The organism is Pseudomonas sp. LBUM1679 (assembly GCF_059695565.1).
The window spans coordinates 563,722-579,000 of the sequence record NZ_CP166774.1; the positions used below are offsets into that span (position 1 = coordinate 563,722).

Consider the following 15,279-nt stretch of genomic DNA (forward strand, 5'->3'; position numbering starts at 1 on the left):
ACGCCGTGTCGATTCATGTCGCATTGCACCATGTCACGCATTACCGCTACGACCGCGCCGTCGAGCTCGGGCCGCAGATTGTTCGCCTGCGCCCGGCCGCCCACAGTCGCACGCGGATACTGTCCTACGCGCTGAAAGTCTCGCCCGAGCAGCATTTCATCAACTGGCAGCAGGACCCCCAGGGCAATTACCTGGCGCGGCTAGTGTTCCCGGAGAAAACCGATGAGTTGCGGATCGAAGTGGATCTGCTCGCCGAGATGGCAGTTTTCAATCCGTTCGACTTTTTCCTTGAGCCTTACGCGGAACGGATTCCCTTCGCCTATGCCGCCGATGAGCGCAAGGAACTGGCGCCGTACCTGGAAACCTTGCCCCTGACGCCAAAATTCAAGGCCTATCTGGACGGCATTGACCGCACTCCGTTACCGAGCGTGGATTTCCTGGTCGCGCTCAACCAGCGTCTGAGCGAAGACATTGGCTACCTGATTCGCATGGAGCCAGGCGTACAGACACCCGAACACACGCTTGAACACGCTTCGGGATCTTGCCGCGATTCCGCGTGGCTGCTCGTGCAATTGCTGCGCAACCTAGGCCTGGCCGCACGTTTTGTCTCGGGTTACCTGATTCAGCTGACGGCCGATGTGAAAAGCCTCGACGGGCCCTCGGGCACCGACGTGGATTTCACCGACCTGCATGCCTGGTGCGAAGTGTATTTGCCGGGTGCTGGCTGGATCGGCCTGGATGCGACCTCAGGACTGTTTGCCGGTGAAGGACATATTCCGTTGGCCTGTAGTCCCGATCCGGGCTCTGCGGCACCGATCAGTGGCTTGGTGGAGCCTTGCGAGTGCGAGTTCACCCACGAAATGTCGGTGGAGCGGATTTGGGAGGCACCTCGCGTCACCAAGCCCTACACCGAAGATCAATGGCTGGCGATCCAGGCGCTGGGTCGGCAAATCGATGCGGACCTGCTCGAAGGTGACGTGCGCCTGACCATGGGCGGTGAGCCGACTTTCGTTTCCATCGATGACCCGGACGGTGCCGAGTGGAACACCGCAGCGCTCGGGCCGGACAAACGTCGTCTGTCCGCTGAACTGTTCCAGCGGATGCGCAAACGCTATGCACCCAATGGCCTGGTGCATTTCGGCCAGGGCAAATGGTACCCGGGCGAACAGCTGCCGCGATGGTCACTTAACTGCTACTGGCGCCGTGACGGTGTGCCGATCTGGCGCAACAGCGCGCTGATTGCCGATGAGCAAGAGGACTACGGCGCCAATGGCGAATTGGCCGGGCGTTTTCTGGCGAGTGTCGCCGAGCGTTTGAAAATTCCGACACGCTTTGTGTTTCCAGCCTACGAAGACAATTTCTATTACCTCTGGCGCGAAGGCACGTTGCCGCAGAATGTCAGTGCTGAAGACTCACGCCTGGAAGAGCCGTTGGAGCGTGCGCGCCTGCGCAAAGTCTTCAGCCAGCGCCTGGACAAGGTGATTGGCCAGGTGCTGCCGCTTGCGCGCAATGCCAAAGGCGATCAGTGGCAAAGTGGCCGCTGGTTCCTGCGAGACGAGCATTGCCGGCTGGTGCCGGGTGATTCGCCATTGGGGTATCGCTTGCCGCTCGGCTCGCAGCCTTGGGTGAAGGCCGCCGAGTACCCGTTCATTCACCCCAACGACCCGAATCAGGACTTTGCGCCGCTGCCCGACACGGCTCAACTTCAACAACATGGCGAGCCTGCCGCGGCTGATGAGCGCGTCCCCAAGATCGACGAATCCGCTGACTGGCTGACCCGGACCGCGTTCTGCGCGGAGGCGAGGGAAGGCCGGTTATACCTGTTCATGCCGCCGCTGGAGCAGGTCGAGGATTATCTGGAACTGGTTACCGCCATCGAAGCGACCGCCGAAGAATTGCATTGCCCAGTGTTGCTGGAAGGCTATGAACCGCCGAGTGATCCACGTTTGAGCAACTTTCGTGTCACCCCCGATCCTGGTGTGATCGAAGTCAATGTTCAGCCGTCCGCGACCTGGGATGAACTGGTCGAGCGCACAGAATTTCTTTACGAGGAAGCGCGTCAAACCCGCCTCACCACCGAAAAATTCATGATAGATGGCCGGCATACCGGCACGGGGGGCGGCAACCATTTCGTCCTGGGTGGCGCGACACCGGCCGACTCGCCGTTCCTGCGACGCCCGGATTTGCTGCGCAGCCTGATCAGCTACTGGCATAACCACCCGTCGTTGTCTTACCTGTTTTCCGGACTGTTCATCGGCCCGACCTCCCAGGCGCCCCGTGTCGATGAGGCGCGCAACGATGCGCTGTACGAGCTGGAAATCGCTTTCGCGCAAATGCCCAAACCGCGCGAAGAGTGCGCGCCGTGGCTGGTGGATCGATTGCTGCGTAACCTGCTGATCGATGTGACCGGAAACACGCACCGTGCCGAGTTCTGCATCGACAAGCTGTATTCGCCGGATGGCGCGACAGGGCGTCTAGGATTGCTGGAGCTGCGAGCCTTTGAAATGCCGCCCCATGCGCGCATGAGCCTGGCTCAACAACTGCTGCTGCGGGCGTTGGTCGCGCGGTTCTGGCGCGAGCCTTATGCGCCGCCAAAACTGGCGCGCTGGGGCACCGAACTGCACGACCGGTTTTTATTGCCGCACTTTATCGAGCAGGATTTCGCAGACGTCATCGTCGACCTCAATGCTGCCGGTTATCCGGTGCGAGCCGAGTGGTTTGCGGCGCATCTGGAGTTTCGCTTCCCCAAAGTCGGTGATTACGCCGTCAGCGGCATCGAGCTGGAAGTGCGTCAGGCGCTGGAGCCGTGGCATGTGCTGGGTGAGGAGGGCGCGCCCGGTGGTACGGTGCGGTATGTGGATTCATCGCTTGAGCGCTTGCAGGTCAAACTGACCGGCCTGCCGCCGCAGCGTTATTTGCTGACGTGCAACGGTATTCCGGTGCCATTGCAGCCCACCGGGCGAGTCGGCGAATTCGTCGCTGGCGTGCGTTTCCGCGCCTGGCAACCGGCCAACTGTCTGCAACCAACCATCCCGGTGCACGCGCCCCTGGTGTTCGACTTGCTTGATACCTGGATGCAGCGGTCATTGGGCGGCTGTCAGTACCACGTCGCCCACCCGGGCGGGCGCAACTACGACAGCCTGCCGGTAAACGCCAATGAGGCTGAGAGCCGGCGGATGGCGCGGTTTTTCCGAATCGGACACACCCCCGGGAAACTTCCGGTACCGAGTGTGGAAATCAACGACGAGTTGCCGATGACGCTCGATTTGCGACGCTTCTAAACCGTATGCGACGCCCGGATTTTTCGTCTGTCCGGGCGTCATCAGCCTGCGTTAGTCTGACCGTTCCTTGCTGTCTGCCGAGCTTTCCATGCCAGATCTGCTTGACCGCTACCCGCTGACGGCGGGCACCTATCACGAACTGCTTGATGACAGTGGAGCCGTGCGCCCGCACTGGCAGCGGCTGTTCGACCAATTGCAACGCAGCACGCCAGCGCAATTGGTGCAGCGTCAGGCGCTGCTGACCCGACAGATCCAGGAAAACGGCGTGACCTACAACGTCTACGCCGATCCCAAGGGGGCTGACCGGCCGTGGGAGCTGGACCTGCTGCCCCATGTCATTGCGGCTGATGAGTGGGAGCAGTTGTCGGCGGGCATTGCACAACGGGCGCGCTTGCTCAATGCCGTGCTGGCGGACCTGTACGGTCCGCAACGCTTGATCGCCGAGGGCCTGTTGCCCGCCGAACTGGTATTCGGCCACAACAACTTCCTCTGGCCCTGTCAGGGCATTACGCCGCCCGACGGGGCCTTTCTGCATCTGTACGCCGTGGATCTGGCGCGCAGCCCCGATGGTCGCTGGTGGGTGACGGCGGATCGGACCCAGGCGCCGTCCGGAGCCGGTTATGCCCTGGAAAACCGCACCATCGTTTCTCGAGCCTTTCCGGAGTTGTACCGCGATTTGAAGGTGCAACACCTGGCCGGGTTCTTCCGCACGCTTCAGGAAACCCTGGCCCGTCAGGCGCCGAGCGATGATGAAGCGCCGCTTGTGGTGTTGCTGACGCCGGGCCGATTCAACGAAAGCTATTTCGAGCACCTGTATCTGGCGCGCCAGCTGGGTTATCCACTGGTAGAGGGCGGCGACCTCACAGTGCGCGATGCCACGGTCTATCTGAAGACCTTGAACGGTCTGCGCCGGGTCCACGCGATCATGCGGCGCCTCGACGATGATTTCTGCGATCCGCTGGAATTGCGTACCGACTCGGCCCTCGGCGTGCCGGGCTTGCTCGAAGCCGTGCGGCAAGGCCGGGTGCTGGTGGCCAACGCCCTTGGCAGTGGTGTGCTGGAGTCGCCGGGACTGCTGGGCTTTTTGCCGAAAATAAATCAGTTCCTGTTCGGCGAAGCACTGATCCTGCCCTCCATCGCCACCTGGTGGTGCGGCGAAGCGCCCGTGCTGGCCGAAGCACTGGAGAAATTGCCGGAGTTGCTGATCAAACCGGCATTTCCGTCCCAGAGCTTCGCTCCGGTGTTTGGCCGTGACTTGAGTGAAAAACAGCGCCAGGACCTGGCCGAACGGATGCAGGCCCGGCCTTATGCCTATGTGGCGCAAGAACTGGCGCAGCTTTCTCAGGCCCCGGTCTGGCAGGCTGAAGGCGGACAACTGCAGCCGCGGGCCATCGGCATGCGTGTGTATGCCGTAGCCAGCCGCAATGGTTATCGGGTACTGCCCGGTGGCCTGACCCGGGTGGCCGCCGAAGCCGACGCCGAAGTGGTATCGATGCAACGCGGCGGTGCGAGCAAGGACACTTGGGTGTTGGGGGATCGCCCACCGAGCGGCGAACAATGGAAAGCCCGTCGCAACATAGGGGTGCGCGATCTGGTGCGGCGCGATCCGTACCTGCCGTCACGGGTGGTGGAAAACCTGTACTGGTTCGGCCGTTACTGCGAGCGTTGCGATGACAGCGCACGGTTGCTGCGGATCATGCTGGCGCGCTATGTCGACGGTGACGATCCGCAGGCCTTGCAGGCGGCTGTCGATCTGGGCGAGCGCCTGAATCTGTTGCCGGATGAAGGCGAGTTGCCGGAGCGCTTGTTGGCCGCGCTGCTCGGCGATGACTGGCCGTTCAGCCTGCGCTCCAACCTGCAGCGTTTGCAGTGGGCGGCCTCCCAGGTGCGAGGCAAGCTGTCGCGGGAGAATTGGCAGGCGCTGGTAGAGTTGCAGCGCGAAGCCATGGCGCTGGAAACCGATGAAGCGGATTTTGGCGAACTGCTGGATTTTCTCAACCGTCTGGTGATGTCCCTGGCGGCGTTGTCCGGTTTCGCCTTGGACGATATGACCCGGGACGAAGGTTGGCGCTTCCTGATGATCGGCCGACGGATCGAGCGACTGCAATTTCTAAGCAGCAGTCTCGCCGCATTTCTGCGGGGTGCCGGTGCCTTCGATCAGGCCGGGCTGGAATGGCTGCTGGAACTGGGGAACAGCAGCATCACTTACCGTTCGCGGTATCTGGCGGTGGCGCAATTGATACCGGTTCTGGACCTGTTGCTGCTCGATGAACAGAACCCTCATGCGGTGCTGTTTCAGTTGAAGCTGGTGACCCGCACACTCAAGCGTTTGAACGACGACTTTGGCGCGCCGCGCGAAGCAGGCCTGCCGTTGTTGGTGGCGCAACTGGCGCGTTTCGATCTTGGCTGCCTGGAAAACCCGCTGTTCGGTGAGGCCAGTGTTCGCGCCGCGATCGAGGGGCTGGCCGATCTGCTGCAACAGATCGCCGACGCCAGCGGGCAAGTGTCGGATCGTCTGGCCTTGCGCCATTTTGCCCATGTCGATGATGTCAGCCAGCGCACGGTGTCCGTCTGATGAACGCCCATTACCAGATTCTCCACGACACCCATTACCACTACGACAGCCCGGTGTCCCTGGCCCAGCAACTGGCGCACCTGTGGCCGCGGGCCTGTGCCTGGCAGCGCTGCACCGAGCAGCAATTGCAGATCAGCCCGGACCCGACTTCACGCCGGGACGAACTGGATGTATTCGGCAATCCCCTGACCCGGCTGGCGTTCGAGCGGCCCCATGATGAATTGCTGGTCAATGCCCGGCTCACCGTTGAAGTGCTGGCCCGGCCTGCGCTCGATTTCAATCAATCTCCCCCATGGGAGCAAACGCGCAATGCGCTGACCTACAGCAGTCAGCCGCTATCCCCTGAATTGCTGGATGCCTGCCGTTTCCGTTTTGAATCGCCTTACGTGCATTTGAAACGCAACTTCGTCGAGTTTTCAGAGAGTTGCTTTCCGGCGGGCCGCCCACTGCTTTTGGGCGTCCAGGCATTGATGGAAAAAATCTTCAATGAGTTCACCTTCGATGCCGAAGCAACCCAGGTGGCGACACCTTTGGTGGAAGTGCTGGAGCGGCGGCGCGGGGTATGCCAGGACTTCGCTCACCTGATGCTCGCCTGCGTACGCTCCCGTGGTTTGGCAGCGCGGTACATCAGCGGCTATTTGCTGACCCAGCCACCACCGGGGCAGCCGCGATTGATCGGCGCCGATGCGTCCCATGCCTGGATCTCGGTGTTTTGCCCGGTGCTGGGCTGGGTCGATTTCGATCCGACCAACAACGTGCAACCGGCGCTGGAGCACATCACCCTGGCCTGGGGCCGGGATTTTTCCGATGTCTCTCCGTTGCGTGGAGTGATTCTGGGCGGCGGTAATCACGACCCGGAGGTCCGCGTCACCGTAATGCCACTGGAGTAATACAAAACCCTTGTGGGAGCGAGCTTGCTCGCGATGACGTTGGCACATCCAACATCAATATGACTGGTAGATTGCTATCGTCGGAACGCCGCCCGGAGCAAGCTCGCTCCCACAGGGAGATGTGCAAGTGGTTTGTGAACTTGGATGTTTCAGAGTGGCCTGTGAGGGTTAGCAGCAGCGCTGCCAACCCTGGACACAGATCCGGTGGGCCTGATCAGATCATCGGGCCCTGAGGGTCTCAGGCGTCGGGCGCCTGATCTTTCGGTGCTTCAGTTTCGTCTGTAGCCACTTCGCCTTCGGCATCCGGGTTCAGTGCTGCTGCTTCTTCTTCAGCGGTAGCTTTCTTGCGCTGAAGCTTTTCCTCTTTCTTCTGCTCCTTGGCCAAGTCTCTCTGACGTTTGGCGAAGGAATAATTGGGTTTAGCCATGGGCGATCCTCTGGGGTCGAAGGTGAGGTTGAGCGGCGCGTATTCTGCCTTGTATAGATGCCTAGCCGTTAGCTGGGTTTTTGCTCTGTCCACTTTGGCACCACTGTCGGCTGCCAGGTATCCAGGGCATCAAGCAGGGTTTGCGGCGATTCGCTCACTTGCAGCATGTCACGGTGCGCCTCGCGAACGAAGCCTTCGCCGACGATATGATCAAGAAAGCCGGTCAATTTGCTGTAGAAACCGTTCACTTCCAGCAGCCCCAGCGGTTTGCCATGGTAGCCGAGTTGGCCCCAGGTCCAGACTTCGAACAATTCCTCCAGCGTGCCCAGGCCGCCAGGCAGGGCGATAAAGGCGTCGCTGAGCTCGGCCATCCGCGCCTTGCGCGCATGCATGCCGTCGACCACTTCCAGGCGGGTCAGGCCGCTATGGCCGATTTCCTTGTCCTTGAGGCTTTGCGGGATGATCCCGATTACTTCACCACCGGCCGCCAGCGCAGCATCGGCGACGATTCCCATCAGTCCGACGGCACCACCGCCATAGACCAGGGTCAGCTTGCGCTCGGCCAATGCCCGCCCCAGGGCGACAGCCGCTTCACGATAAGCCGGGTTGGTGCCGGTACTGGCACCGCAAAATACACAAACAGACGCTAAAGACATGCCTTGCTCCATGGTCAGATGGCCACAGAGTAAAGGCAGGCAAGCGCCAGTCCAAGGTCTAAACGTCGCGCTTGGGTGTTTCACAGGTGCCGCTGGCGCCACAGGCGTATGCGGCGAGCAAGCTGCACAACAGGCTATTGATGGACATGACAGACGCTCCAGAATGATGACGACCTGATGATAGGGCCGTCCTTGACCGCTGGCTGGTAGATTGTCTCGATAGGTGTCATAGCTCGAAAGTTGTATACAATTTTTGATTCAGGTCATAGGAACTTGCGAAGTTTTCAGGCAGTCTTCTGTCCATTCGCACTTTGTTAACCCTGCCTTGGAGATTCACCATGTTTGCCAAACTTGTTGCGGTATCCCTGCTGACACTGGCCAGCAGCCAATTGATGGCTGCCGAGTGCAAGGTCACTGTCGACTCCACTGATCAGATGTCCTTCAACACCAAGGCCATTGAAATCGACAAGAGCTGCAAGACGTTCACCGTTGAGCTGACTCATTCCGGCAGCTTGCCGAAAAACGTCATGGGCCATAACTGGGTGCTGAGCAAAGAGGCTGACATGCAGCCGATCGCCACCGACGGTCTGACGGCTGGCATCGACAAGGATTACCTGAAAGAAGGTGATGCCCGCATCATCGCCCACACCAAACTCATCGGTGCCAAGGAAAAAGACTCGGTGACCTTCGACGTGTCCAAGCTGGCTGCTGGTGAGAAGTACGGGTTCTTCTGCTCGTTCCCGGGCCATATCTCGATGATGAAAGGGACTGTTACCCTGAAGTAAGCGATTCGGGTCATAAAAAAAGCGTCCACTCGGGACGCTTTTTTTGTGCCTGCTCGTAGGCCAACCACAATCCCTGTAGGAGCTGCCGAGTGAAACGAGGCTGCGATCTTTTGATCTTGCTTTTAAAAAACAAAGTCGAAAGATCGCAGCCTCGTTGCACTCGACAGCTCCTACCAGCTCCTACAAGGTTCCACATGGGCCGAGTCAAGGGGCGAACGGCATCACTCGCTTGTGATGGGTCTTTTTGTACGTAGCACAAATGATCTTGAACGCTTCCTCACGCACCGGCTCGCCGTGCAGGAATGCATCGATCTCGGCATAGGTCACGCCATGGGACGCTTCGTCCGGTTTGCCCGGCGACAAGTCCTCAAGGTCGGCCGTCGGGATTTTTTCCACTAACGACTCCGGCGCGCCGAAGCTGCGGGCGATGTCCCGAACCTGATTTTTCACCAGGCCACTCAAAGGCGCCAAGTCACACGCGCCGTCACCGAACTTGGTGAAAAAGCCCATCACCGCTTCCGCCGCGTGATCGGTGCCGATCACCAGCCCATGCGCTGCGCCGGCAATGGTGTATTGGGCGACCATGCGCATCCGCGCCTTGGTGTTGCCGAGCACGAAATCCACCGATACCGCCTGCTTGCCTTCGAACGCTGCCACTTCACTGGCCAGGGCTTTGACCGCCGGACCGATGTTGACCGTGTGACGCTCGTCCGGGGCAATGAAGTCCACCGAGGCCTGGGCGTCGTGTTCATCGAACTGGGTTTCGTAGGGCAAGCGCACGGCGATGAACTTGTAGTTGTTGTCACCGGTGCGTGTGCGCAGCTCGCGCATGGCGCGTTGGGCCAGCAGGCCGGCGGTCAGGGAATCGACGCCGCCACTGATGCCGAGCACCAGGCTCTTGAGCCCGGAATTGACCAGGCAATCCTGGATGAAGGTGATCCGTCGGGCGACTTCGGCCTCAAGGGCGGCCTGGTCGGCGAACGGCGGTTGAACCTTGAGCTGCTCAGCAATCTCACGCTGTACGGCTTGCATGAATTCACTCCTTGCTAGGTTGACTTGATGTACTGGAAAGGGTGGCAGGTACTTGGAAAACGTGTCGCAAATAGGCGACGAAATTCGGGTCTTTGCAATGCGTCTTGCCCGGCTCGTCGGAGATCTTTGCCACCGGCTGGCCGTTGCAGGCGGTCATTTTAAGCACGATGCTCATCGGTTCGACACCCGGAATATCGCACGTCAGGTTGGTACCGATACCGAAGCTGACATTGATCCGACCACGCAGCGCCCGGAAAATCTCAAGGGCCTTGGGCAGCGTCAGGCTGTCGGAGAACACCAGCGTCTTGCTCATCGGGTCGATGCCAAGCTGGTGATAGTGAGCGATGGCTTTTTCCGCCCAGAGCACCGGATCACCGGAATCGTGGCGCAAGCCGTCGAAGAGTTTGGCGAAATACAGGTCGAAATCACTGAGGAAAGCATCGGTGGTGATGCAGTCGGTCAGGGCGATCCCGAGCAAACCGCGATATTCGCGGACCCAGCAATCGAGGGCGGCGATCTGGCTGTCGATCAGGCGCGGGCCGAGTTGCTGATGGGCCATGATCCACTCGTGGGCCATGGTGCCCAGCGGTTTGATGTCCAGCTCACGTGCCAGGTGCACGTTACTGGTGCCGACGAAGCGCCCGGGGAAATCGTGCTTGAGCACGTTCACCACTTCTTCCTGCACGCGGAACGAGAAGCGACGGCGAGTACCGAAATCGGCGACCTGCAATTCGGATAATTCATCGCTGCCGGCATTGGCGGTCAGCCAGTCGAACTTGCGATAGAGCTGTTCTCGCGCCTGCTCCAGGACGATTTCCCGGTAGCGATAGCGGTTGCGCACTTCGCTGACAATCGCCAGCAGCGGCACTTCGAACAGAATCACATGCAGCCATGGCCCGCGCAGGCGAATGAACAGCTCGCCGTTTTCGATCCCGGTATGGACGTAGCGCAAGTTGAAGCGAAACAAGCCGAGAAAACGCAGGAAATCCGGTTTCATGAAGCTGATGCGCTCCATGAAACCCAACTGATCGGCACTCAGGCTCAACTCGGCCAGACGCTCGATCTGGAAGCGGATCTCCGCCAGGTACGGGCGCAGATCCTCACTGTTTCGGCAACGGAACTCCCATTCGACTTCCACGTTCGGGTAGTTGTGCAGCACCGCCTGCATCATCGTCAGTTTGTAGAAGTCGGTGTCGAGCAGGTTCTGCACGATACGATCGGCAAACACACTCTCGCTCATAACGGGGGTTCTCCAGGCTGGCCGCGGCCCGTGGCAGCGACGTTGCAGCTGTTTCAATGAATGGGGCTAGTGGCGCATATCGGTGGTGGGTAATGCCAGCGTTTTTTGTATCGACGAATCACCTTGTAGGAGCTGCCGAGTGAAACGAGGCTGCGATCTTTTGACTTTGCTTTTTTAAGATCAAAAGATCGCAGCCTCGTTGCACTCGACAGCTCCTACAGGGAGTTAGTCGTTAGATGCGGGGTTATCCAGTTGCTCCAGCATCCACTTCACAAAATCCCGCACTTTCGGCACTTCCGCCGAATGCTCCGGGTACGCCAGGTAGTAGGCGTCGGTGCTGGGCATCGCATGCTGCCAGGGTATGACCAGTTTGCCGTCGGCCAATTCCTCTTCCACCAGAAACTTCGGCAACAGCGCCACGCCGCAGCCGACCTGGGCGGCGCGGATGCACATGTAGAAGGTTTCGAACCGCGGGCCGTGGTAACTGTGCTCGGTGTGATAACCCTGGTTGTCGAACCAGTCATGCCACGCCTGAGGGCGAGAGGCGTTTTGCAGCAGGACCAGGTCAGCGAGTTGCGTCGGATCGGTGAACGGCGTATCCGGCAGGCTGCCCGGTGCGCAAACCGGCACCAGCTCTTCGCTGAACAGCTTCAGGCATTCGGTGCCGGGGCGCGAACCCTGGCCAAAATAGAAGGCCAGGTCGCTACGACCTTGCAGCAGATCGTCGGCTTCCTGTTCGCTGCACAGGTCCAGGTGGATCGATGGGTGGCGCAGGCGCCAGCCTTTCAGACGTGGCACCAGCCAACGAGCGCCAAAGGTCGGGGGCGTGGAGACGCGCAAGACTTCGGTTTCACCACCGTAGGAACGCAGGTAATGGGTCGACATCTCGACCTGTGTGAGAATTTTTCGCACCTCTACCAGGTACAAATCTCCGGCCGGGGTCATTTGCAGACGTCGGCGCACCCGACGGAACAGCAGGTGCTGCAATAACTCTTCGAGTTGTGCGACTTGTTTGCTCACCGCACTCTGGGTCAGGTTCAGCTCTTCGGCGGCCCGGGTGAAACTCAAATGCCGGGTCACAGCCTCGAAACACTGCAGGGCGGTGATCGACGGCAGATAGCGTTTGTTCAGCATGGGCGGTCCTTTGTTCTTGTCTCTTATTGCCAGCAATGCACAGCATGAATAAACGGAATGATATCTCTCTTAAAGGTCGTTTGTTGAGTAACCTCGGGGGCGCTAAAACTACAGGTCTGATCAGTCGTGATTTTCCGGCTGCCCACATTCTGTTTTTTGCTTGAGGAGTGACCCATGGTTGCCGCATTGCTTGATCGTCTTGGTGTGAACCCGGCCCTGTATCAGAACGGCAAAGTGCCGGTGCATTCGCCCATCGATGGCAGCCGGATCGCCGCCGTGAACTGGGAAGGCGCCGCCGAAGTCGAACAGCACATCAGTCGCGCAGATCATGCGTTCGAACTGTGGCGCAAAGTCCCGGCGCCGCGCCGTGGCGAACTGGTGCGACAGCTGGGCGATATCCTGCGCGAATACAAGGCCGACCTCGGCGAGCTGGTGTCCTGGGAAGCCGGCAAGATCACCCAGGAAGGCCTGGGTGAAGTTCAGGAAATGATCGACATCTGCGACTTCGCCGTGGGTCTTTCCCGTCAGCTGTACGGCTTGACCATCGCCTCCGAGCGCCCTGGCCACCATATGCGTGAAACCTGGCACCCACTGGGCGTTGTCGGCGTGATCAGCGCGTTCAATTTCCCGGTGGCGGTCTGGGCCTGGAATACCACGCTGGCGCTGGTCTGCGGCAACCCGGTGATCTGGAAACCGTCGGAAAAAACCCCGCTGACCGCCCTGGCCTGCCAGGCGCTGTTCGACCGTGTACTGAAAAACTTCAGCGATGCGCCACCGCACCTGAGCCAAGTCATCATCGGCGGCCGCGATGCCGGTGAAGCCCTGGTCGATGACCCGCGTGTTGCGCTGGTCAGCGCCACCGGCAGCACCCGCATGGGTCGCGAAGTGGCACCGAAAATCGCTGCACGCTTCGCCCGCAGTATTCTCGAACTGGGCGGCAATAACGCGATGATCCTCGGCCCAAGCGCCGACCTGGACATGGCCGTGCGTGCGATTTTGTTCAGCGCCGTTGGTACTGCGGGCCAGCGTTGCACCACGCTGCGTCGCCTGATTGCCCATGAATCGGTGAAGGAAGAAATCGTCACCCGCCTCAAAGCCGCATATTCCAAAGTGCGTATCGGCCATCCGCTGGAAGGCAACCTGGTCGGCCCACTGATCGACAAGCACAGTTTCGAAAACATGCAGGACGCACTGGAACAAGCGTTGAGCGAAGGTGGCCGGGTATTCGGCGGCAAGCGTCAACTGGAAGACCAATTCCCCAACGCTTACTACGTCTCGCCGGCGATCGTTGAAATGCCGGAGCAGAGCGATGTGGTGTGCAGCGAAACCTTCGCACCGATCCTGTACGTGATCGGTTACAACGATTTCGACGAAGCACTGCGCCTGAACAACGCCGTGCCACAGGGCCTGTCATCGTGCATCTTCACCACTGACGTGCGTGAAGCCGAACAGTTCATGTCGGCCGTGGGCAGCGACTGCGGCATCGCCAACGTCAATATCGGCCCGAGCGGCGCGGAAATCGGCGGCGCATTCGGAGGCGAAAAAGAAACCGGCGGTGGTCGTGAATCGGGCTCCGATGCATGGCGCGGGTACATGCGCCGTCAGACCAACACCGTGAACTATTCGCTGGAGTTGCCGTTGGCTCAGGGCATTACTTTTGATTAAACACACTTCTTGAACCCATGAAGAACCCTGTGGGAGCGAGCTTGCTCGCGATGAGGGCCTGTCAGCCGACATCGATGTCGACTGACAGATAGCAATCGCGAGCAAGCTCGCTCCCACATTTGAACTGTGTGTTGGTTAGGTTTCTGTTGGAGTCTGGCAATGCCGTTACGCGAAGAGTGTCTGTGGGAAAAACTGACGCCGCAAAGGCCGGACAATTCGGCGCTCAAGGGCGAGGTGAAAGTGGATGTCTGCGTCATCGGCGCCGGTTTCACCGGTCTGTCGGCGGCGGTGCATTTGCTGGAACAAGGTAAAAGTGTCTGCGTGCTGGAAGCCCATCGTGCCGGTCATGGCGGTTCCGGGCGCAATGTCGGGCTGGTCAACGCCGGGATGTGGATTCCACCGGACGAGATCGAAGAAGGGTTTGGCGAAGCGGTCGGCAGTCAGCTCAATCGTATGCTCGGTGCGGCGCCGTCCCTGGTGTTCAGCCTGGTCGACAAATACAACATCGATTGCCAACTGCGCCGCGAAGGCACGTTGCACATGGCGCACAACGCCAATGGCGAAGCGGATCTGCGCAGTCGAGAGCAACAATGGAAGCGTCGCGGAGCGCCGGTCGAGCTGCTGACCGGGCAGGCGTGCGAACAAGCAACGGGCACGAAAAAGATTGCCGCCGCGCTGCTTGATCGACGTGCTGGCACGATCAACCCGATGGCTTATACGACAGGATTGGCCAAAGCGGCTATCAGCCTTGGCGGTCAGCTGTTCGATCATTCCCCGGTGACCCGACTTGAACGTCAGGGCCAACGCTGGTCGGTGCAAACGGCTCAGGGTTCGGTACTGGCCGAGCAAGTGGTCATCGCCTCCAACGCTTACACCGAAGGCGATTGGACGGAGTTGCGGCGCAATTTCTTCCCCGGTTATTACTATCAGGTGGCGTCGGTCCCGCTGACCGAAGAGGCTGCGCAGCAAATCCTGCCCGGCGGCCAGGGTTCCTGGGATACCCGCCAGGTACTCAGCAGCATTCGTCGGGATAAAGACGGACGCCTGCTGCTTGGCAGTCTGGGTAACGGCAATAAGAAGCCGACCTGGTTCCTCAAGGCCTGGGCCGACCGGGTTCAGCAGCACTACTTCCCTTACTTGAAACCGGTGGAGTGGGAGTGCACCTGGACCGGTTGCATCGCGTTCACGCCTGACCATCTAATGCGTCTGTTCGAACCCGCACCCGGATTAGTGGCAGTCACCGGTTACAACGGCCGGGGCGTGACGACCGGCACCGTGGTCGGCAAAGCCTTTGCCGATTATTTGTGTAAGGGAAATCCTCAAGCTTTGCCGATTCCCTTCGCCCCCATGCAGCCATTGGTAGGGGCAGGATTGCGCAGCTGTTTATACGAAGCCGGTTTTTCGCTGTATCACGCAGGCCAGTGCCTGCGGATCGTTATTTGATTGTTGAAATATGTTGCGGAAAGCGGCGCTTTTACGCGTAACGACTAGCCTGTAGTGGTGCGGGTTTGTAGCAGTCTCGCACCAGCAGTGTGCACTTCGGTGACGCACGTTGTTACAGGCTGGTTGCACGTCGTTTGGTGCCGCGGTTGCA

General features: G+C 59.9%; 11 protein-coding genes. 6 read left to right on the forward strand and 5 right to left on the reverse strand.

All coding sequences use genetic code 11. The annotated features are described in order from the left end of the window. Nucleotides 1-5 precede the first annotated feature (5 nt). The 3 genes from ACA062_RS02525 (at nucleotide 6) to ACA062_RS02535 (ending at nucleotide 6,746) form a co-directional block, all read left to right on the forward strand. On the forward strand, nucleotides 6-3,281 hold the full coding sequence (locus tag ACA062_RS02525; RefSeq protein ID WP_497455080.1) for a transglutaminase family protein: 3,276 nt from the start codon (nucleotides 6-8) through the stop codon (nucleotides 3,279-3,281). 88 nt (nucleotides 3,282-3,369) lie between these two features. Further along, the gene (locus ACA062_RS02530) at nucleotides 3,370-5,856 is read left to right on the forward strand and encodes a circularly permuted type 2 ATP-grasp protein (protein ID WP_497455081.1); all 2,487 of its coding nucleotides are present in this window, start codon (nucleotides 3,370-3,372) and stop codon (nucleotides 5,854-5,856) included. After that, nucleotides 5,856-6,746 carry a transglutaminase family protein gene (locus ACA062_RS02535; RefSeq protein ID WP_497455082.1) on the forward strand — a complete coding sequence of 297 codons (891 nt, stop codon included), beginning with the start codon at nucleotides 5,856-5,858 and terminating at the stop codon, nucleotides 6,744-6,746. Before ACA062_RS02530 ends, ACA062_RS02535 begins: the two co-directional genes overlap by 1 nt. A gap of 238 nt (nucleotides 6,747-6,984) precedes the next feature. On the opposite strand, the gene ACA062_RS02540 is transcribed toward ACA062_RS02535, so the two are convergent. Together ACA062_RS02540 and ACA062_RS02545 are read right to left on the reverse strand one after the other, a co-directional pair. Further along, on the reverse strand, nucleotides 6,985-7,173 hold the full coding sequence (locus ACA062_RS02540) for a hypothetical protein (protein WP_007947526.1): 189 nt from the start codon (nucleotides 7,171-7,173) through the stop codon (nucleotides 6,985-6,987). A 68-nt stretch (nucleotides 7,174-7,241) separates the two neighbouring features. Beyond that, nucleotides 7,242-7,829 carry a cytokinin riboside 5'-monophosphate phosphoribohydrolase gene (locus tag ACA062_RS02545; protein WP_497455083.1) on the reverse strand — a complete coding sequence of 196 codons (588 nt, stop codon included), beginning with the start codon at nucleotides 7,827-7,829 and terminating at the stop codon, nucleotides 7,242-7,244. Nucleotides 7,830-8,167: 338 nt separating this feature from the next. On the opposite strand from ACA062_RS02545, the gene azu reads away from it, so the two are divergent. Further along, on the forward strand, nucleotides 8,168-8,614 hold the full coding sequence (azu, locus tag ACA062_RS02550) for an azurin (protein ID WP_497455084.1): 447 nt from the start codon (nucleotides 8,168-8,170) through the stop codon (nucleotides 8,612-8,614). A 204-nt stretch (nucleotides 8,615-8,818) separates the two neighbouring features. On the opposite strand, the gene nadE is transcribed toward azu, so the two are convergent. The 3 genes from nadE to ACA062_RS02565 all read right to left on the reverse strand — a co-directional run bounded on the left by nadE (nucleotide 8,819) and on the right by ACA062_RS02565 (nucleotide 12,020). Then, a complete protein-coding gene (gene nadE / locus ACA062_RS02555; RefSeq protein ID WP_497455085.1) occupies nucleotides 8,819-9,646 on the reverse strand; it encodes an NAD(+) synthase in 828 nt (275 codons plus the stop codon). A 4-nt stretch (nucleotides 9,647-9,650) separates the two neighbouring features. Then, the gene (gene pncB, locus ACA062_RS02560; protein WP_497455086.1) at nucleotides 9,651-10,886 is read right to left on the reverse strand and encodes a nicotinate phosphoribosyltransferase; all 1,236 of its coding nucleotides are present in this window, start codon (nucleotides 10,884-10,886) and stop codon (nucleotides 9,651-9,653) included. Nucleotides 10,887-11,111: 225 nt separating this feature from the next. Then, complete coding sequence (locus ACA062_RS02565) at nucleotides 11,112-12,020, reverse strand: LysR family transcriptional regulator (protein ID WP_497455087.1); 909 nt, start codon at nucleotides 12,018-12,020, stop codon at nucleotides 11,112-11,114. A 174-nt stretch (nucleotides 12,021-12,194) separates the two neighbouring features. On the opposite strand from ACA062_RS02565, the gene amaB reads away from it, so the two are divergent. Both amaB and amaA read left to right on the forward strand, forming a co-directional pair. Then, on the forward strand, nucleotides 12,195-13,685 hold the full coding sequence (gene amaB / locus ACA062_RS02570) for an L-piperidine-6-carboxylate dehydrogenase (protein ID WP_497455088.1): 1,491 nt from the start codon (nucleotides 12,195-12,197) through the stop codon (nucleotides 13,683-13,685). Between the two features lie 159 nt (nucleotides 13,686-13,844). Continuing rightward, nucleotides 13,845-15,128 carry an L-pipecolate oxidase gene (gene amaA, locus ACA062_RS02575; RefSeq protein ID WP_497455089.1) on the forward strand — a complete coding sequence of 428 codons (1,284 nt, stop codon included), beginning with the start codon at nucleotides 13,845-13,847 and terminating at the stop codon, nucleotides 15,126-15,128. The last annotated feature ends 151 nt before the right edge of the window (nucleotides 15,129-15,279 follow it).